The 16,234-nt window shown below is 66.5% G+C and carries 18 protein-coding genes; 4 read left to right on the forward strand and 14 right to left on the reverse strand.

Translation table 11 applies throughout. The features are described from left to right. Positions 1 to 8 precede the first annotated feature (8 nt). On the reverse strand, positions 9 to 1,175 hold the full coding sequence (locus ACEN2S_RS20210; protein WP_441869855.1) for an alpha-D-ribose 1-methylphosphonate 5-triphosphate diphosphatase: 1,167 nt from the start codon (positions 1,173 to 1,175) through the stop codon (positions 9 to 11). Positions 1,176 to 1,326: 151 nt separating this feature from the next. Between ACEN2S_RS20210 and ACEN2S_RS20215 the strand changes: the two genes are divergently transcribed. Then, a complete protein-coding gene (locus ACEN2S_RS20215; RefSeq protein ID WP_441869858.1) occupies positions 1,327 to 2,016 on the forward strand; it encodes a DUF1045 domain-containing protein in 690 nt (229 codons plus the stop codon). Here the strand turns inward: ACEN2S_RS20215 and phnN are convergent. The 8 genes from phnN to phnG all read right to left on the reverse strand — a co-directional run bounded on the left by phnN (position 1,992) and on the right by phnG (position 8,188). Beyond that, positions 1,992 to 2,534, reverse strand: a complete 543-nt coding sequence (gene phnN, locus ACEN2S_RS20220; RefSeq protein WP_441869861.1) for a phosphonate metabolism protein/1,5-bisphosphokinase (PRPP-forming) PhnN — start codon at positions 2,532 to 2,534, stop codon at positions 1,992 to 1,994. The two genes, ACEN2S_RS20215 and phnN, sit on opposite strands and share 25 nt — an antisense overlap. A 1-nt stretch (position 2,535) precedes the next feature. Then, on the reverse strand, positions 2,536 to 3,231 hold the full coding sequence (phnL, locus tag ACEN2S_RS20225) for a phosphonate C-P lyase system protein PhnL (RefSeq protein WP_441869864.1): 696 nt from the start codon (positions 3,229 to 3,231) through the stop codon (positions 2,536 to 2,538). Beyond that, positions 3,228 to 4,184 (reverse strand): magnesium transporter CorA family protein, encoded by a 957-nt coding sequence (locus ACEN2S_RS20230; RefSeq protein WP_441869867.1) that lies wholly within the window; start codon positions 4,182 to 4,184, stop codon positions 3,228 to 3,230. The genes phnL and ACEN2S_RS20230 overlap by 4 nt, the downstream gene beginning before the upstream one ends. 4 nt (positions 4,185 to 4,188) lie before the next feature. Continuing rightward, a complete protein-coding gene (gene phnK / locus ACEN2S_RS20235) occupies positions 4,189 to 5,001 on the reverse strand; it encodes a phosphonate C-P lyase system protein PhnK (RefSeq protein ID WP_441869870.1) in 813 nt (270 codons plus the stop codon). 44 nt (positions 5,002 to 5,045) lie between these two features. Continuing rightward, complete coding sequence (locus tag ACEN2S_RS20240) at positions 5,046 to 5,897, reverse strand: alpha-D-ribose 1-methylphosphonate 5-phosphate C-P-lyase PhnJ (protein ID WP_441869873.1); 852 nt, start codon at positions 5,895 to 5,897, stop codon at positions 5,046 to 5,048. A 163-nt stretch (positions 5,898 to 6,060) separates the two neighbouring features. Continuing rightward, positions 6,061 to 7,158 carry a carbon-phosphorus lyase complex subunit PhnI gene (locus ACEN2S_RS20245; protein ID WP_441869876.1) on the reverse strand — a complete coding sequence of 366 codons (1,098 nt, stop codon included), beginning with the start codon at positions 7,156 to 7,158 and terminating at the stop codon, positions 6,061 to 6,063. Then, entirely contained in the window at positions 7,158 to 7,727 is a 570-nt protein-coding gene (gene phnH / locus ACEN2S_RS20250; protein ID WP_441869934.1) for a phosphonate C-P lyase system protein PhnH, read from the reverse strand. Before phnH ends, ACEN2S_RS20245 begins: the two co-directional genes overlap by 1 nt. A gap of 11 nt (positions 7,728 to 7,738) precedes the next feature. Continuing rightward, on the reverse strand, positions 7,739 to 8,188 hold the full coding sequence (phnG, locus tag ACEN2S_RS20255) for a phosphonate C-P lyase system protein PhnG (protein WP_441869879.1): 450 nt from the start codon (positions 8,186 to 8,188) through the stop codon (positions 7,739 to 7,741). Positions 8,189 to 8,345: 157 nt separating this feature from the next. On the opposite strand from phnG, the gene phnF reads away from it, so the two are divergent. Continuing rightward, positions 8,346 to 9,104 (forward strand): phosphonate metabolism transcriptional regulator PhnF, encoded by a 759-nt coding sequence (phnF, locus tag ACEN2S_RS20260; RefSeq protein WP_441869882.1) that lies wholly within the window; start codon positions 8,346 to 8,348, stop codon positions 9,102 to 9,104. A gap of 97 nt (positions 9,105 to 9,201) precedes the next feature. Further along, the gene (locus tag ACEN2S_RS20265) at positions 9,202 to 10,383 is read left to right on the forward strand and encodes an alpha-D-ribose 1-methylphosphonate 5-triphosphate diphosphatase (RefSeq protein ID WP_441869884.1); all 1,182 of its coding nucleotides are present in this window, start codon (positions 9,202 to 9,204) and stop codon (positions 10,381 to 10,383) included. 38 nt (positions 10,384 to 10,421) lie between these two features. Here the strand turns inward: ACEN2S_RS20265 and ACEN2S_RS20270 are convergent, their stop codons facing one another. The 5 genes from ACEN2S_RS20270 to phnC all read right to left on the reverse strand — a co-directional run bounded on the left by ACEN2S_RS20270 (position 10,422) and on the right by phnC (position 15,294). Next, positions 10,422 to 11,039 (reverse strand): chloramphenicol acetyltransferase, encoded by a 618-nt coding sequence (locus ACEN2S_RS20270; protein WP_441869886.1) that lies wholly within the window; start codon positions 11,037 to 11,039, stop codon positions 10,422 to 10,424. A gap of 82 nt (positions 11,040 to 11,121) precedes the next feature. Then, on the reverse strand, positions 11,122 to 12,462 hold the full coding sequence (phnE, locus tag ACEN2S_RS20275; protein ID WP_441869889.1) for a phosphonate ABC transporter, permease protein PhnE: 1,341 nt from the start codon (positions 12,460 to 12,462) through the stop codon (positions 11,122 to 11,124). Next, the gene (phnE, locus tag ACEN2S_RS20280; RefSeq protein WP_441869936.1) at positions 12,462 to 13,274 is read right to left on the reverse strand and encodes a phosphonate ABC transporter, permease protein PhnE; all 813 of its coding nucleotides are present in this window, start codon (positions 13,272 to 13,274) and stop codon (positions 12,462 to 12,464) included. The genes phnE (ACEN2S_RS20275) and phnE (ACEN2S_RS20280) overlap by 1 nt, the downstream gene beginning before the upstream one ends. Before the next feature lie 186 nt (positions 13,275 to 13,460). After that, a complete protein-coding gene (gene phnD / locus ACEN2S_RS20285; RefSeq protein ID WP_441869892.1) occupies positions 13,461 to 14,360 on the reverse strand; it encodes a phosphonate ABC transporter substrate-binding protein in 900 nt (299 codons plus the stop codon). A 79-nt stretch (positions 14,361 to 14,439) separates the two neighbouring features. Then, positions 14,440 to 15,294, reverse strand: coding sequence for a phosphonate ABC transporter ATP-binding protein (phnC, locus tag ACEN2S_RS20290; protein ID WP_441869895.1), 855 nt, complete (start codon positions 15,292 to 15,294; stop codon positions 14,440 to 14,442). A gap of 457 nt (positions 15,295 to 15,751) precedes the next feature. On the opposite strand from phnC, the gene ACEN2S_RS20295 reads away from it, so the two are divergent. Further along, a complete protein-coding gene (locus ACEN2S_RS20295; protein ID WP_441869898.1) occupies positions 15,752 to 16,150 on the forward strand; it encodes an ArsR/SmtB family transcription factor in 399 nt (132 codons plus the stop codon). Positions 16,151 to 16,234: the final 84 nt, after the last annotated feature.

Genomic DNA, 16,234 nt, shown 5'->3' on the forward strand with positions numbered 1-16,234 from the left:
CGCGCGTGTCACGCGACGCGCTGGCCCGAGACCCAGGTTTCGCGCATCACCGGCGTCTCGCCCAAGAGGCGGAAGCGGATCAGATCGGCCCGGGCGCCGGGCGCAAGCCGCCCCCGGTCCGCCAGACCCGCCGCCGCTGCGGGCGCCGCCGTCACCGTGGCGATACCGCGCGCGAGGTCGTTCCAGATCGCCCCCAGCCGCACCGCCGAGGAGAGCAGCGCCGCCGGAACGTAATCCGACGACACGATGTCCAAAAGCCCCATCTCCGCCAGCTCTGCCGCCGCGACATTGCCCGAATGCGAGCCGCCGCGGATCAGGTTCGGCGCGCCCATCATCACCGCAATGCCATGATCGTGGCAGGCCTGCGCCGCCTCGATCGTGGTCGGAAACTCCGCCAGCCGGATCCCATAGGCGGCCGAGGTCGCCACATGCCCGGCGGTGGTGTCGTCATGGCTGGCCAGCACCGCACCAAACCGCGCCGCCGCCGCCACCGCCGCCGCCTCATGCGCGGCGCCATTCTCGGCCCGCAGCGCCATCAGCGTGGCGACATGTTCGTCAAAATCGGCATCGGTCAGCCCGTGCTTGCCCTTCACATATTGCGCGAGCTTGCTCAGGTCGCGGAACTGCCGCTGGCCGGGGGTATGGTCCATCAGGCTGACGATCCCCACCCGGTCCTCGGGCCCGAATTCCGCCAGCTCCTCGAGCAGGGTTTGCGAGCAGACCTCGGCCCGAAGATGCAGGAAATGGCTGATGCGCAGCGCGCCGCGCCCGCGCAGATCCAGGAGTTCCGAGGCGAGGCCGCGCGCGTATTTCGCATAATCCCCCCGCTTGCCCGAGGGCACGGAGCCGACGCGCATCGCGTCGAAGACGGTAGTGATCCCCACCCCGGCCAGCTCGGCATCATGGGCGATGATCGCGGCATCATGCGGCCAGTCGACCTTGGGACGCGGCTGGATGTGCCGCTCAAGATTGTCGGTGTGGAGTTCGACCAGCCCCGGGGCGAGGTGATCGCCGCCCAGATCCACGGCGCCCGTCGGCACCGCATCGCCTTCGGTGATGCCGATGATGCGGTCGCCCTGAAGATGCAGCACGCCGCGCATCACCCGGTCGGGCAGCACCAAAGTGGCATTGGCGAGCAGGGTTTCACCCGTTGGGGTCTTGCTGCGGTCAGACATCATTCCATCCTTGAAATTCGGCGCGCCTTCCCCTTGGATAGCGCAAAAGATACTGGGGTAAACCCCCGGAAAAACATGGCTTTGGCAGCTAACTGTCACCGCCGTGTGACACTGAACAGGCAAAGCAGAGAAAATTCAGAAAGGCCCGATCATGCCCCTTTTCAAGCGCTTCGCCCTGTATTTCGCCCCCGAAGCCGGACCCTTGGCGGATTTCGGCGCAGCCTGGCTGGGCTGGGATCCGGTGGCGGGAAAGGCCTGCCCGCATCCCGATCTGCCCGGCCTGCCGCGCCCCGCCGACCTGCTAACCGAAACGCCGCGCAAATACGGGCTGCACGCGACGCTGAAGCCGCCCTTTGCCCTGGCCGAGGGCCGCGATCAAGCGGGCCTGCGCGCCGCCGTTGAGGTTCTGGCGGCCAGCCTGCCCCCCGTCACCCTCGACGGATTGCAGCTCAGCCAGATCGGCGGCTTTCTGGCGCTGACGCCTTTGGGCAACACCGATGCGCTGAGCGCTTTGGCCGCCACCCTGGTCGCCGAACTCGACGCTTTCCGCGCCCCCCTGACCGAGGCCGACCGTGCCCGCCGCCGCCCTGAGCGGCTGAGCCCGGCGCAGCGCGCGCATCTGGACCGCTGGGGCTATCCCTATGTGATGGAAGAGTTTCAGTTCCACATCACCCTCACCGGCAATCTGCCGGAGGCCGAGGCCCGCGCCACCGCCGCCGCTTTGGCCCCCGTGCTGGAACCGCTTTTGCCCCGCCCCTTCCGCATCACGCAGATCGCGCTGTTCGGAGAGGCCGCGGACGGGCGCTTCCACCTGCTTCATCGCGCCAAACTCACCGGCTGAAGCCGCGCCACCAGCGCCGCCACGCCCTCCTCCAGCGCGCCTGAATTGTCCACCCTTTGCACCGGCAGATCGGCGGGCAAAGGCGGCACCTGGCGGCTGAGACGGCGCAGAATATCGGCGCGGCTTTCCCGCCCCCGCGCCATCAGACGCTCGGCCAGAACCTCGGGCCGGGCGGTGATCTCAATCACTTGCAGCCCCGGATAGGCCCGCGCCGCCTGCGCCAGCACCGCGCGCGAGGCGTTGAAAACCACGGTTTTTCCCTGCGCCGCCTGCGGTACCGGCGGCACGCCGTAGTGCAGCCCATGCGCCTCCCAATGCAGCGCGAAGGCCCCGGCCGCCTGCCGCGCGGCGAACTCGGCGGTGCTCACCCCCTCAAAGGGCTCGCCCCCCGCCACTTCCGGACGGGTGATCACCCGCCGCAGCCAGATCAGATCCGGCAGCGCCGCGACCGCTGCCGCGATCAGCGTGTCCTTGCCCGCCCCCGACGGGCCGACCACCGCAAAGATCCGCCCCGGCATCTCAGGCCGCCCGCGCCGGGGTGAAGGCCCCCACATCGACAAAGCGGTCACAGACCCGCGCGCGCGCCGCCTCATCGTGGAAAATCCCGAGGATCGCCGCGCCGCGCGCCTTGGCCTCCTCGATCAGCCCCAGCACCGTCTCGCGGTTGGCGGCATCGAGGCTGGCGGTCGGCTCATCCAGCAACAGCACCGGATAATCATGCGCAAAACCGCGCGCGATGTTCACCCGCTGCTGCTCGCCACCCGAAAAGGTGGTGGGCGAGAGCGACCAGAGCCGCTCCGGGATCCGCAGCCGCGCCAGAAGATCCGCCGCCCGCGCCCGCGCCGTGACCTCATCCACCCCAAGGCTGAGAAGCGGCTCGGCCACCACGTCGAGCGTCGGCACCCGCGGCACCACCCGCAGGAACTGGCTGACATAGCCCAAAGTGCCGCGCCGCAGCTGCGTGATCTCGCGCGGGCTGGCCTGCGCCACATCAAGCCCCGCCACCAGCAGGCTGCCCGCCTCGGTGCGGTAATTGCCGTAAACCATCCGCATCAGCGTGGATTTCCCCGCCCCCGAGGCACCGGTCAGCCCGACACATTCACCAGCCGCCACCGTCAGCGCGGCCCCCTCCATCACCGCAATCACGGCAGAGCCCTGATTGTGCAGGGTAAAACGCTTTCCCACGCCCGAGAGCGCGATCATCGGATCGGTCATAACCAACCCCTCCATTTGAAAAAGGCCCAGGTCGCCACCGCAGAGGCCACCATCAGCAGCAAGGCGCCGGGGTAGCCCCAGCTCCAATCCAGCTCCGGCATCACCCGGAAATTCATTCCATAAATGCTGGCGATCAGCGTTGGCGGCAGGAACAAGGCCGCCACCACCGACAGGATCCGCACCGTGGCGTTCTGCGCCAGGTTGATCATCCCCATCGTCGCATCCACCGCCAGGCTGACGCGCGAGGAGAGGAAATCCCCATGCACCGAGAGTGCCTGAATGTCGCGCATCTCGCCCTTCAAAAGCTCCTTCAGCTCCTCGCTCTCCGGCCGCGCCCCGAGGGTCTGGCCAAAGAAGGACAGGGCCCGCTCCAGCGTGAGGAGCGACAGCCGCACCCTGCCCAGCAATTCGCCCTGCCGCCCGACTTCCTCCAGCGCGGCCTGCAATTGTTCCGCCTTTTGCCCGGCACCGCTCAGCACCGCCCCCGAAACCCCGTCAAGCGCCCGCCCCGCCCCCTCCAAAAGGTCGGCCATGCGCGAGACGATCTCTTCGATCAGCCCCAGAAACAGCCGCTCGGCACTGGCCACCCCCGCCGCCGAGCGCTCACACCGCTCGGGGAAGGTCTCGAACGGGCGCGGCGCATGGTGGCGCACGGTCACCAGCCGCTCGGGCGTCAGGATGAAGGTGACCGGCCCCGACATCGCGGTCTTGGTCATCGACAGGCCCGGCAGCACCACCGTCATGTAATCGGCCTTTTCCTCGCGGTAGAGGCGGTTCGAGATCTCGATCTCCTCCATATCGGCCAGGCTGGGCACCTCGATCCCCAATTCGGTCACCGCCGCCACCTGCGCATCGAGGGGACGGTAGAGATCGACCCAACGCGCCTTGGAAATATCCTCGCCCGGGGGCAGGAGTTTCAGGCCGCGCGGTCCGGGGACATAGGCAAAGAGCATGGGATCATACCTGCAAAACGGAAGAGACGAGCAACTGGGTATACCCATGCTGCGGATCGTCAAGCACTTGATCCGTCAGGCCGGTCTCGATCACCCGGCCGGACTTCATCACCATCAGCCGATCGGCGAGCAAACGCACCACCGCCAGATCATGCGTCACGATCACCGCCGAGAGGCCCATCCGCCGCACAAGCCCGCGCAACAGATCCAGAAGCCGCGCCTGCACGCTGACATCAAGGCCCCCCGTCGGCTCGTCCATGAACACAAGGCGCGGCCCGGTCACCAGATTGCGCGCAATCTGCAAGCGCTGCTGCATGCCGCCGGAAAAGGCGCGCGGGCGGTCGTCGATCCGGCCCGGATCAATCTCCACCCGGCCCAGCCAATCCTCGGCCGTGGCGCGAATATCCCCGTAGTGCCGCGCGCCGACGGCCATCAGCCGCTCGCCGACATTGCCGCCCGCCGAGACCCCCATCCGCAAACCGTCGCGCGGATTTTGATGCACAAAGGCCCAATCGGTGCGCCCCAGCTGCCGCCGCTCCGGTTCGGCCATCGCCACCGTGTCGCGCGGCCCGTGATCCCTTGTGTCAAAAATCACCTGCCCCGCATCCGGCGCCAGATGCCCCGCGAGACACGAGAGCAGCGTCGATTTCCCCGATCCGCTCTCGCCCACGATCCCCATCACCTCGCCGGGGTAAAGATCAAAGGAAACATCGGTGCAGCCGATCCGCGCGCCATAAAACTTCCCGACCCCGCGCACCTGCAACAAGGGCCGCTCGCCCTTGACCCCCGCGCCAAACCCCAGGCTTGCTTCGTTCAAAATATCCCCGCCGGAGGCTCCCGCACCCCGTATCTGCACGCCGCTCATGCTGCTGCCTCCGCCGCCACCTGGCGGTCCTTGCAAAAATCCGTGTCCGAACAGACGAACATCCGCCCGCCCGCATCATCGACGATCACCTCATCAAGATAGCTCGTCCCCGCCCCGCAGAGCGCACAGGCATGATCCGCCTTCGAGGCCTCAAACGGGTAATCGTCGAAGTCGAGGCTCACCACCTCGGTATAGGGCGGCAAAGCATGGATGCGCTGCTCGCGCCCGGCACCAAAGAGCTGAATCGCCGGACAATCGTTCAGCTTCGGATTGTCGAATTTCGGGATCGGTGAGGGGTCCATCACATAGCGCCCCGCCACTTTCACCGGATAGGCATAAGCGGTGGCAATCGCCCCATGCCGGGCGATATCCTCATAGAGCCGCACCTGCATCAGCCCGTAATCGGCCAGCGCATGCATCCGCCGCGTCTCGACCTCGCGCGGTTCCAGAAACCGCAGGGGTTCCGGGATCGGCACCTGATAGACGAGGATCTGCCCCTCGCGCAGCGCCACTTCCGGGATGCGGTGGCGGGTCTGGATCACGCTCGCCTCAGTGGTGCGGGTGGTGGTCTCCACCCCTGCCGTCCGCTCAAAGAACCGCCGGATCGAGACGGCATTGGTGGTGTCATCGGCGCCCTGATCAATCACCTTCAGCACATCGCCCGGCGTCAGACAGGCCGCCGTCACCTGCACGCCGCCGGTGCCCCAGCCATAGGGCATCGGCATTTCCCGGCTGGCAAAGGGCACCTGATAGCCCGGCACCGCCAGTGCCTTCAGGATCGCCCGGCGGATCATCCGCTTGGTATCCTCATCCAGATAGGCGAAATTGTATTGCCCTGATGCGGTCATAGTCTTGCCTCATTCTCTGGCGAAGTCTTAACCGAACACCCCAAGACGGAGCCGGCAGACCGATGATTTCCTTTGATACGCTGGCCCTGATCGTGATTTCGCTGGCCGCGGCCCGTGAGGTCTGGATCCGCCGCCCCCGGCGCGCGCCCCTGTTGCGGATGTCTCAAGACAGCTCCTCCTGAGACAGCGCTGCCGCGCGGGCCGCATCCGCCCGCAGCCGCCGCACGAGTTCCAGTTCCGATTGGAAATCAACGTAATGCGGCAGTTTGATATGCTCGAGAAAGCCCGTCGCCTGAATGTTGTCGGCATGCATCAGCACGAATTCCTCGTCCTGCGCCGGGGCCCCCTGATCCTCTTCCCCCAGTTCACGCCAGCGCAAAGCCCGGTCGACCAGCGCCATCGAAATCGCCTTGCGCTCGGTCTGGCCGAAACAGAGGCCATAGCCACGGGTGAATTGCGCGGGCTCGGTCTTTGAGCCTTTGAACTGGTTGACGGTTTCGCATTCCGTGAGGGTGATCTCGCCGATCTCGACGGCAAAGCCCAGCTCGGGGATCTCCATCTCGACCGGCACGGTGCCGATGCGCAGCTCGCCGACAAAGGCATGGTTGCGCGCATAGCCGCGCTGGGTGGAATAGGCCATGCCGAGCACAAACCCTTCATCCCCGCGCGTCAGCGCCTGCAGGCGCAGCGCGCGGGCGGCGGGCAGCTCCATCGGCTCGCGCGTCAGATCGGGCGGCAGGTCATCCGCGCGAACTTCATCCTCGATCATCCCGTCTTTGTTGAGAAATTCCAGAACATGCGGCACTTCGGCGCCCAGCGGTTCTGCCTGCGGCACCGGCGGCAGATCCCCGCCTTCGGCCAGCAGTTTGAAATCCAACAGGCGATGCGTGTAGTCAAAGGTCGGCCCCAGCACCTGCCCGCCCGGCACATCCTTGAAGGTGGCGCTGATCCGGCGGATGCAGGCCATTTCGCCGGTCTCGACCGGACGCGAGGCCCCAAGGCGCGGCAGCGTCGTGCGATAGGCGCGGATCAGAAAGATCGCCTCGATCAGATCGCCCCGCGCCTGTTTGATCGCCAGCGCCGCCAGTTCCGGATCATAGAGCGAGCCTTCGGCCATCACCCGGTTCACCGCGAGGCTGAGCTGCTCGGCAATCTGGTCACAGCCCAACTCGGCCACCTCGGGATTGCCGCGCCGTTCTTCGGCCAACCAGGCATGCGCATTGTCGATGGCGCGCTCGCCACCCTTTACCGCCACATACATCAGAAAGCTCCGATCCGGGTTGAGCGCGGCAGCGCCGCAAGCTGCGTGCCGCAGGTGAAAAACGCATCCCACCCCAAGGGAAACAAAGCATGATTTGCCGCGAAAGCCTCTGTCTCCGGCAGGTTCAACGCGGCGGTCGTCCGAATGCCGGGACCGGTCAGCGTCAACCCTTCGGCGCGCAATTCCGGCATTTCGACAATCAGCGTCGCCGCGCGGTCCGGGTATTCCGGCGTGCCGATGGCAAAGCGCGAGGCGGGCATCAATCCCGCCCAAGCACCCAACGCGAACACCGCCGCCTCTGCCGCGACCAGCGGCGCGCCGCAGTGAAAGGTGATCCAGTCGCGGACCGCCGCGCCGTCATGCCCCGGCGCGAGGTGGAGCGGCGTGGTCCGGTCCACCAGCGTCAGCAAGAGGACGGCGGCAGCGACCGAGAGCCCCTCGGGCGGCGTCGCCCCGCGCACCTCTTGCAGGCGGCCCGGACGCGCCATCGCCTCCATCGCCGCGCGGAAGGCGGCGGCGGATTCCTGCGGCGCCTCGGAAAATCCGCCCTGCAAGGCGGCCATGTGCATCATCGCGGCCATCAGTCCTCTCCCCGCACCATGGTGAAAAATTCAACCTTCGTCGCTGCGGCCTTGGCCGCGCGGCTGGCCCGACGAGCCGCCTCAGCCTCTGCCAGAGGGGTCAGCACGGCGGCCCGCACGGCCCCGGCCTGCGGTGTCTGCATCAGCGCATCCACAAGGGCGGCGCGGCGCGCATGCGCCCGGTCGCGGCCCTGCACATGCGCATGGCCCACCGCCTCAGCGCCCGCCGCTTCCGTTTCCGTCAGCCGCAGCACACAGCGGGTGACGGTGATCTCGCCCAGATTGAACGGCGCGCCGGTGCCGCCCATCCGCCCCTGCACCATCACCGATCCGACCTCGGGCGCGCGCAGCATCTCATGCGCAGGCTCCGCCCCAAGATCCGCCAGGCGCGCCGCCAGTTGCGGCGGCTCTGCCCGCGCCATCAGCCCCATCCAGGTTTTCCGGTCCATATCCGCCGATCCTCGCCGTTCCGCTTTTTGCTTTTCAGCTTTCCCGCTCCAGACAGCTTGCAGATTTGTCTAGAACACTATACAACTAGACAAATGTTGCGCCGCCCGGCCCGGAATGGCAAGCGGCTTTTGGTGAAATTTTGATGACAGGTCGCAGATGCCCGCCGCTCCAAAGCCCCCCAAAACCCGCACGCCTCTCTGGCAATCCATTGCCAGCGCATTGAAATCCGAGATGGCCGAGGGGCATTTCCCCCCCGGCGCGAAACTGCCGACCGAAGCCGAACTCTCCGCCCGTTTCGGGGTCAACCGGCACACGGTGCGGCAGGCGCTGGCCAGCCTCAGCGACTCAGGTCTCACGCATTCGCGGCGCGGCTCCGGGGTGTTTGTGGCCGCGCGGCCGGTGGATTACCCCCTGGGCGCGCGCGTGCGCTTTCACCAGAACCTGGCGCTGGCCGGGCGGCTGCCGGGGCGCAAGCTCTTGTCGCTGATCACCCGCCCCGCCGATGCCACCGAGGCCCGCGCCCTCGACCTCGCCCCCGGCGCCCCGCTGCATGTGAGCGAGGGGATTTCCTTTGCCGACAACGAGCCGCTCGCGGTTTTCCGCTCGGCCTTTCCGGCGGAGCGCTTGCCGGGGCTGATGCAGGCGCTGAGCGAGAGCGGCTCGATCACCGCCGCGCTGCAGGCCGAGGGGGTGCAGGATTACACGCGGCTCGAGACGCGGCTGACCGCCACCACCGCCAGCGCCACGCAGGCGCTGCATCTGCGCCTGCCCGAAGGGGCGGCGCTGATCCGCACGACCTCGGTCAACATCGACCCCGGTGGCGTGCCGGTGGAATACGGGATCACCTGGTTTGCAGGCGACCGGGTGACGCTGGTGCTGGCGGGCGATGCGGCCGAGGCGGCGCCGCGGGCATGAAATCGCCAACGGGGGCCGATGCGCGGCGCATTGTCACGCCCGCGATACAGTCATCAAGTACCCCATCGAAAAGGTTTCTGGAGTTTTTGTCCCCGTGATGTGCCCGCCCCTTCCCCCCCTGCGTCTGGTTGGCGCCGAGATCCTGCGCGACGGCCAGATGCAGCGGCGGTCACTGGCCCTAGCCGAGGGTCGGGTCACCAAAGGGCCGCTTCCGGCGGTGGATCTGAGCGGCTATTATCTGATGCCCGGCGTGATCGACCTGCATGGCGACGCGTTTGAGCGGCATATCGCGCCCCGCCCCTCCGCCCCGTTTCCGCTGATTGACGGCATCGCCAGCGCCGACCGCGAGGCGGCGGCGAATGGCGTCACCACCGCCTGGTTCGCGCAGGGCTGGAGCTGGGAGGGCGGTCACCGCGGCCCCGACCATGCCGAAGCGGTGCTGCAGGCAGTGAGCGATTACCGCCCGCGCGCCCTGACCGACATCCGCGTGCAGCTGCGCGCCGAGACGCATCTGGTCGACCATGGCCGCCGCCTGATCGCGGCCGTGCAGCGCTATGATGTCGATTATGTGGTCTTCAACAACCATCTGGATGAGGCGCTGGAAATCGCCCGCCGCTCGCCCGAGGATTTCGCTCTCTGGGCGCGCAAACTGGGCCGCAGCACCGAGGCGCATCACGCCGCGATCCGCTATGCCTCTGAGCGCAAACGCGAGGTGCCCCGGCATCTGTGCACTTTGGCCGAGGCCTTTGACGCCCTGGGCGTCGCCTATGGCAGCCATGACGATATGGACGGCGAAACCCGCGAGCGTTTTTCCATGATCGGCGCGCGGATTTCGGAATTCCCCACCGCGCATGAGGCGGCGGCGGCGGCGCGGGCGATGGGTGATCCGGTGCTGATGGGGGCGCCGAATGTGGTGCGCGGCGGCTCGCAATCGGGCAATATCGCCGCGACCGATCTGATCGCCGCCGGGCTTTGCGATGCGCTGGTCTCGGATTACTACTACCCCGCGCTGGTGCAGGCGGCCTTCCGGCTGGTCGATCTCAGGCTGAAAACCTTGGCCGAAGCCTGGGCGATGATCTCGACCCGCCCCGCCGAGATCCTCCGCCTCGCCGACCGCGGGCATCTGGGCTACGGCATGCGCGCCGATGTGACGGTGGTGAATGCCGAGACCCGCAGCGTTGAAGCGACCATCTCCGGTGGCCGCCTGACCTATCTGGCGGGCGAGGCCGGGCGGCGGTTTCTGGGCGCGGATGCCGGGCTGCAACTCGCCGCGGAGTGACCGCCCGGCGAGGCGCTGACGCCCGGCAGGCAGATCCCTCAGCCGCCGTAGGCCTCCAGAAACGCTTCAATCTCCAGCGACCGGAAGTCCTGCAAGGCGCCGCGCAGACGGGCATGGTCCCAATCCCACCAGGCCAGCGCCATCAGCCGCTCGGCAATCGGCGCGGCAAAACGCGCCCGCAGGGGCACGGCGGGCACCCCCGCCACGATCATGTAAGGGGCAACATCGCGGGTCACCACCGCGCCCGCCGCCACCACCGCCCCATGCCCAATGGTCACCTCGGGCTTGACGATCACCCCATGCCCCAGCCAGGTGTCATGGCCGATCACCGAGCGCCGCGCCGCGCGGGCGGCAAAGAAATCCGCATCCGCCGCGACATCATCCCAGTAATATTCCGAACGATAGAGGAAATGGTGCAGGCTGGCGCGGTCCATCGGATGATCCGTCGGCCCCACCCGGCAAAAGGCCGCGATATTGGCGAACTTGCCGATCCGGGTATTGGCAATGTCGCAAAACCGCTCGCAATAGCTGTAATCCCCCAGTTCGGAATTCAGCAACCGCGCGCCCTCACCCACCTCACAAAACCGCCCCAGCGTCGAGGCCACAACCTCGGCCCCCGCATGCAGCAGCGGCCGCCCTTCGGATAGTTTCGCCATCATCCCGCTCCCCGGAAGGGCACACCCGCCCCCCTTTGCTTCGTTCCAAATATCCCCGCCGGAGGCTTCCCCGGCCGGGACCCTAGCGCGACCCGCCGATCAGTTTCCGACGGATCTTGCCGGAAACCCAATCCATCAGCATCACCAGCAGAATGATCAGCACGATATAATAGCTGACCTCCTCCCAATCGCGCTGGGTGATGATCGCCTGCGTCAGCAACAGCCCGATGCCGCCGCCGACAATTGCCCCGATCACCGTGGCGCTGCGGGTGTTTGACTCGAGGTAATAGAGCAGCTGCGACAGGATCACCGGCGCGATCTGCGGCAAGACGCCAAAGCGGTTGCGCTGCAGGGCATTGGCCCCGGTGGCGCGCAGCCCCTCCACCTGTTTGCGGTCGGAATTCTCCAGCGCCTCCGAGAAGAGCTTGCCGAAACTGCCGGTATCGGTCAGCAGGATCGCCAGCGCCCCGGTCAGCGGCCCCGGCCCGAAAGCACGGCTGAGCACGATGGTCCAGATCAGCCCGTCCACCCCGCGCAGAAAGTCAAAGAGCCGCCGCATCAGCTGCCGCACCACGCCGCTCGGCGCGAACCCCTTGGCCGAGAGAAAGGCCAGAGGCAGCGCGATCAGCCCGGCACCAAAGGTGCCCAGAAACGCCATCAAGAGGGTCTCGAACAGCGCCCAGGCCACATCCGAATGCCGCCAGACGGCGTTGTGCCAAAAATCATCCGCCATTCCCGCGATGTTGCTCTGTGCCGGGTCAAGACGCGGCGCGGTGGTGGCGAGGGTCAAGAGTTCCAGCGGCGATTTGCCGAAATAGGGGCTGTCGAGGGTGAAAAAGAACATCTCCCAGCCCGCGAAGCGGCGGAACACCTCGACCTTGGATTTGGTCACCGTCAGGCGGCCACCCTCCGTCGTCACCCCCACCCGCGTGCGGCTGGCGCTGATCCAGTCCGGCACCGTGCCATCGGGCGTGGTCAGGGTGATGCCCGCCGGGGTCTGCGCAATCTCCAGCACACCATAGCCCGCGATCTGCATCTCTGCCCCCGCGGGCCCGATCAGCACGGTTTCATCGCCGGGCAGCGCGACCCGCGTCGCCTCCCCCTCGGCCGTCACCCAATCGGGCCAGCGGTCGGCGGGATAGGTGCCCTTGCGCTCGCCCTCGATCGAGACGGAGGTCTCGCCCGAGCGGCTGTCGCGGGTGACATGGGTCTTGTAGCTCCAGAAATCCGACAGAAGGATCGCGGCATTTTCCGGGCGCAGCCGTCCGGCCAGACCACCGATGTCAAAGGCAAAGAAAATATAGGTCAGATAGGCCAGCAGCACGGCGGGCACCGCCAATGCGCGCAGCTTTTTGCGGGCAAAGAGGCGGTCGGCCTCGCGTTTCGCAGGGGCCTCTCCGGCCCCGAAATCCATCGCAACCATCAGTGGCTCTCCCCGGTGATCTTGTTGCGCCAATAGCTGGACAGCTGGTCAAAGGTGACGATGGCGGCAAAGAGCAAGAGAAAGATCGCGGCGGCGGCGGCGTAACGACCCTGCCCCCAGCCAATGGCGATCTTCAGCTCATAACCGATGCCGCCCGCGCCGACGAAGCCCAGAATGGCCGAGGCGCGGATGTTGATCTCGAACCGCATCAGCATGTAGGAGAGCCAGTTCGGCGCCACCTGCGGGATGATCCCCAGCCAGACCCGCTGGAACCAACTGGCCCCCACCGAGGTCAGCCCCTCCACCGGTTTCAGATCGGCGTTTTCGGCCACCTCCGAGAATTGCTTGCCCAAAGCACCGATGCTGTGAAAGGCGATGGCGAGCATGGCGGGCACCGGCCCGCCGCCGAGCAAAAAGATCAGGACGAGCGCAATCACCACATCGGGCATCGCCCGGGTGATGTCGAGGATCCGCCGCAGCGGCCCGACCAGCGCGGGCATGGGCGCCAGCCCCGGTGTGGCCAGCAGCGACAAAAGCCCCGCAAAGAGCGCGCCCAACAGGGTGGAAACCGCGGCGATGTTCACCGTCTCGATCAGCGCGGGCAGAAATTGCAGCATCAGGGCGGGCAGATCGCGCCAGTCGCGCAGGGCTTCGGAGATCAGCTCCTGCGGAAAGTCAAAAACGCGGTGCAGGCCGGACCAAAAGCCCCCCGCATTGCGCGCATCGGCCAGATCGAAACCGCCCGCCATCAGGAGCACAAAGATCGTGAGCAGGATCCCGGTATAAAGCCGCTTGCGCTGCGTCATCGCCATGTAGTCGGCCCGGATCGCCGTCAGATCGCTCTCTGCCCTGACCCCGCCGCCCGCAGCGCCGCTGCTGCGCTGTACCACTTGCCCGCTCATCCGCGCCCCCGTCCTGACCCGGACCCGCCCCAAAGGACGCGGCCCATGAAAAAGAGCGGGCCCCGCAAGAGGCCCGCCCGATGGTACTGAAAAGTCTTAGTTACCCAAGGATTTGCGCGCCGCGATGATCGAGGCATATTGGTCGTGGGTGACGGGGATAAAGTCTTTTGCATCACCCTGAGCCACACCATAGGCGCAGTCTTTGTCAGTCTCGTGAAGGTCCGCGGTCAGTTGCGTGACTTTTTCCTTCACATCCGCCGGCAGCGCCTTGCGCACCACCATCGGACCTTCGACGATCAGGTTGGATTGCCAGATCTGCACCAGATCGTTCATGTCGACGAGGCCCGCATCGGCAGCCTTGCGCAACGCGCCGGTGTTATAGCCGTCTTCCCAGTTGCCCAGACCGTCGGCCCAGGTCACGCCTGCATCCACATCGCCATTGGCCACGGCAACGATGGTCTGCTCATGGCCGCCGGTGAATTTGATGTCGCCGAAGAACTCGCCCGGCTTCATCGAATAGCCCGCCGCGGTGATCTCGATGTTCGGGATCAGATAGCCCGAGGTCGAGTTGGGATCGCCAAAGCCAAAGCTCTTGCCCTTGAGATCGGCGAGCGTGGTGATGCCGCTGTCCTTGCGGGCAAAACCGATCGAGTAATAGCCGATCGAGCCATCTTCGTTCTGCTTCACCAGCACCGGCTCAACCGCTTCCGGGTCGGTCAGGTAGATCTTGGCATAGGACGAAGCACCCAGCCAGGCCATGTCAAGCGTACCGCCGAGCAGGCCCTGGATCACGCCGTCATAATCGGCCGGGGTGAAAACCTTGACCGGCACGCCCAGCGCCGCTTCGATTTTCGCGCGGTAGCATTCGTTCGAGGTCATCCGGTCCTGCGCGTTTTCACCGCCGAGGATGCCGATGTTGAATTCCTTGATCTCCTGCGCCGAGAGCGGTGCGGCGAGGGTCGAGCTGGCCAAAAGCGCCAAAAGCAGTTTTTTCATGGTCTCTCTCCGGTTTGTACTGCGGCCCCCTTCGGGGTGCCGGTGTTCGGGGTCTGTGAAAGGGTCGGTCTGTGAAAATTCAGTCAGCCAGCAGTTTTTGCGCATAGGCGGCATCGGCCGCCTCCGGCGTGCCGCCATCGGTGTCATGCGCCGCCAGCGCCTCGATCGAGGTCGAGGTGGCGGCCTCGGAAAACGAGGCATCCGCGCCATAGATCTCGCGCGCGGCAGAGGTGGTCAGTTGCGCGGGCGCGCCGTCAAAGACGATGCGTCCGGCCCGCATGCCGATCACCCGGTCGCAATAGCGGCGCGCGGTGTCCAGCGTGTGAAGGTTGGCGATGACGGTGCGGCCATCCTCTTCATGGATGTCGCGCAGGGCCTGCATCACCACCTGCGCATTCATCGGATCGAGGCTGGCAATCGGCTCATCGGCCAGAATGAATTTCGGGTCCTGCATCAGCGCGCGGGCAATCGCCACGCGTTGCTGTTGCCCGCCCGAGAGCGCCTCGGCGCGTTTACCGGCCTGCTCGGCAATGCCAAGGCGGGCCAGAATGTCGATGGCGCGGTGGATATCCTCGCGCGGCCAGAGGCTGAACAGCGTCTGCAAGGTGCCGCGGCGGTTGAGAAGGCCGTGGAGGACGTTCGAGACCACATCCATCCGGGGGACGAGGTTGAACTGCTGAAAAATCATCGCGCATTGGCTTTGCCAGGCACGTTTGTCAGCGCCCTTCAGCGCCAGCACATCGCGCCCGTCGACGATAAGCTGTCCGTCGCTGGCATCCGTCAGCCGGTTCATCATCCGCAGAAAGGTGGATTTCCCCGCGCCGGAACGGCCAATGATGCCGATCATCATCGGGCGTTCCACGGTGAAGGTGGCATTGTCCACCGCCCGCGTCTGACCAAACAGGCGCGTGACGCCCCGCACTTCCATCAGCATCGCATTCCCCAGCAAAAGGCCGCGCTGCCCCGGATGGGTTGGTGCGGCAGGCCTCAGCAACCGGCGCCCGTTGCGGGCCCCTCGTTCGAGGTGGAGGGATAGGGGGCCGTCGTTACAGCCGGGCGGCAGAGGTGCGAAACTTATGTGACAGCCCCCCCCTGCGCCCGCCCCCCACCTTGTGCCCGATGGGACGGGCCGGGCACGCTTGGCCCGGCAAAACACGCATAGCAGCACGTAGGGACGGGACGCGGAGGTCGGCACGCGGGGACACGGGACACGGGACACGGGACACGGGACACGGGACACGGGACACGGGACACGGGACACGGGACACGGGACACGGGGAAGATCCGCGAGAGCGGCATATCGCGCAATCGCGTGAAGCAGCGCCGGGCAATCTTGTCTGGCCCCTTTTGATATATTACCTTTTCCCGATATGTTGCGACAGGAGCCACGCATGGCAGCCGACCAGAACCCCCTTCCCGATACCGCCCCGACCGACGCGCCCGGTTGCGCTGCGATCTCGACGGAAGAGATGGTGGTGCGCGCCGAAGCGGCTTCGGCCTTTCTCAAGGCGTTGGCGCATGAGGGGCGGCTGATGATCCTGTGCCATCTCTCGGCGGGGGAACGCTCGGTGACCGAGCTGGAGCAACTTTTGTCCGTGCGACAGGCCGCGGTCAGCCAACAGCTCTCGCGTCTGCGCGAAGAGGGGCTGGTGGCATGCCGCCGTGAGGGTAAGGCGATGTATTATTCGCTGGCCGACAGCCGTGCCCAGCGCCTGATCGCCCTGATGTATGAAATGTTCTGCGCACCTGAGGCCGAGCAGGGCACAGAGCTGACCAGCGACGCCGCCTGAGGAGCGGGCCACCTGCCCCGCTCTTTCCTGCCCTGCGCTTCCCGGCCCTGCGTTTTCCTGGGCCGCAAACGACAAACGCCCGCC

Origin of the sequence: Phaeovulum sp. W22_SRMD_FR3, assembly GCF_052113705.1 — a bacterium.
Classification (GTDB): domain Bacteria; phylum Pseudomonadota; class Alphaproteobacteria; order Rhodobacterales; family Rhodobacteraceae; genus JBGQOG01.

What these genes read in the sequence shown, in the direction of transcription:
- ACEN2S_RS20215 (WP_441869858.1), top strand. Translation starts at nt 1,327, where the DNA reads ATGCCCCTTTTCAAGCGCTTCGCCCTGTATTTCGCCCCCGAAGCCGGA.
- ACEN2S_RS20245 (WP_441869876.1), bottom strand. Translation starts at nt 7,158, where the DNA reads ATGTATGTGGCGGTAAAGGGTGGCGAGCGCGCCATCGACAATGCGCAT.
- ACEN2S_RS20230 (WP_441869867.1), bottom strand. Translation starts at nt 4,184, where the DNA reads ATGCTCTTTGCCTATGTCCCCGGACCGCGCGGCCTGAAACTCCTGCCC.
- phnF (WP_441869882.1), top strand. Translation starts at nt 8,346, where the DNA reads ATGCCCGCCGCTCCAAAGCCCCCCAAAACCCGCACGCCTCTCTGGCAA.
- ACEN2S_RS20210 (WP_441869855.1), bottom strand. Translation starts at nt 1,175, where the DNA reads ATGTCTGACCGCAGCAAGACCCCAACGGGTGAAACCCTGCTCGCCAAT.
- phnD (WP_441869892.1), bottom strand. Translation starts at nt 14,360, where the DNA reads ATGAAAAAACTGCTTTTGGCGCTTTTGGCCAGCTCGACCCTCGCCGCA.
- ACEN2S_RS20295 (WP_441869898.1), top strand. Translation starts at nt 15,752, where the DNA reads ATGGCAGCCGACCAGAACCCCCTTCCCGATACCGCCCCGACCGACGCG.
- phnL (WP_441869864.1), bottom strand. Translation starts at nt 3,231, where the DNA reads ATGACCGATCCGATGATCGCGCTCTCGGGCGTGGGAAAGCGTTTTACC.
- phnG (WP_441869879.1), bottom strand. Translation starts at nt 8,188, where the DNA reads ATGGACCGGAAAACCTGGATGGGGCTGATGGCGCGGGCAGAGCCGCCG.
- phnH (WP_441869934.1), bottom strand. Translation starts at nt 7,727, where the DNA reads ATGCACATGGCCGCCTTGCAGGGCGGATTTTCCGAGGCGCCGCAGGAA.
- phnE (WP_441869936.1), bottom strand. Translation starts at nt 13,274, where the DNA reads ATGGCGATGACGCAGCGCAAGCGGCTTTATACCGGGATCCTGCTCACG.
- ACEN2S_RS20265 (WP_441869884.1), top strand. Translation starts at nt 9,202, where the DNA reads ATGTGCCCGCCCCTTCCCCCCCTGCGTCTGGTTGGCGCCGAGATCCTG.
- phnN (WP_441869861.1), bottom strand. Translation starts at nt 2,534, where the DNA reads ATGCCGGGGCGGATCTTTGCGGTGGTCGGCCCGTCGGGGGCGGGCAAG.
- phnE (WP_441869889.1), bottom strand. Translation starts at nt 12,462, where the DNA reads ATGGTTGCGATGGATTTCGGGGCCGGAGAGGCCCCTGCGAAACGCGAG.
- phnC (WP_441869895.1), bottom strand. Translation starts at nt 15,294, where the DNA reads ATGCTGATGGAAGTGCGGGGCGTCACGCGCCTGTTTGGTCAGACGCGG.
- ACEN2S_RS20270 (WP_441869886.1), bottom strand. Translation starts at nt 11,039, where the DNA reads ATGGCGAAACTATCCGAAGGGCGGCCGCTGCTGCATGCGGGGGCCGAG.
- ACEN2S_RS20240 (WP_441869873.1), bottom strand. Translation starts at nt 5,897, where the DNA reads ATGACCGCATCAGGGCAATACAATTTCGCCTATCTGGATGAGGATACC.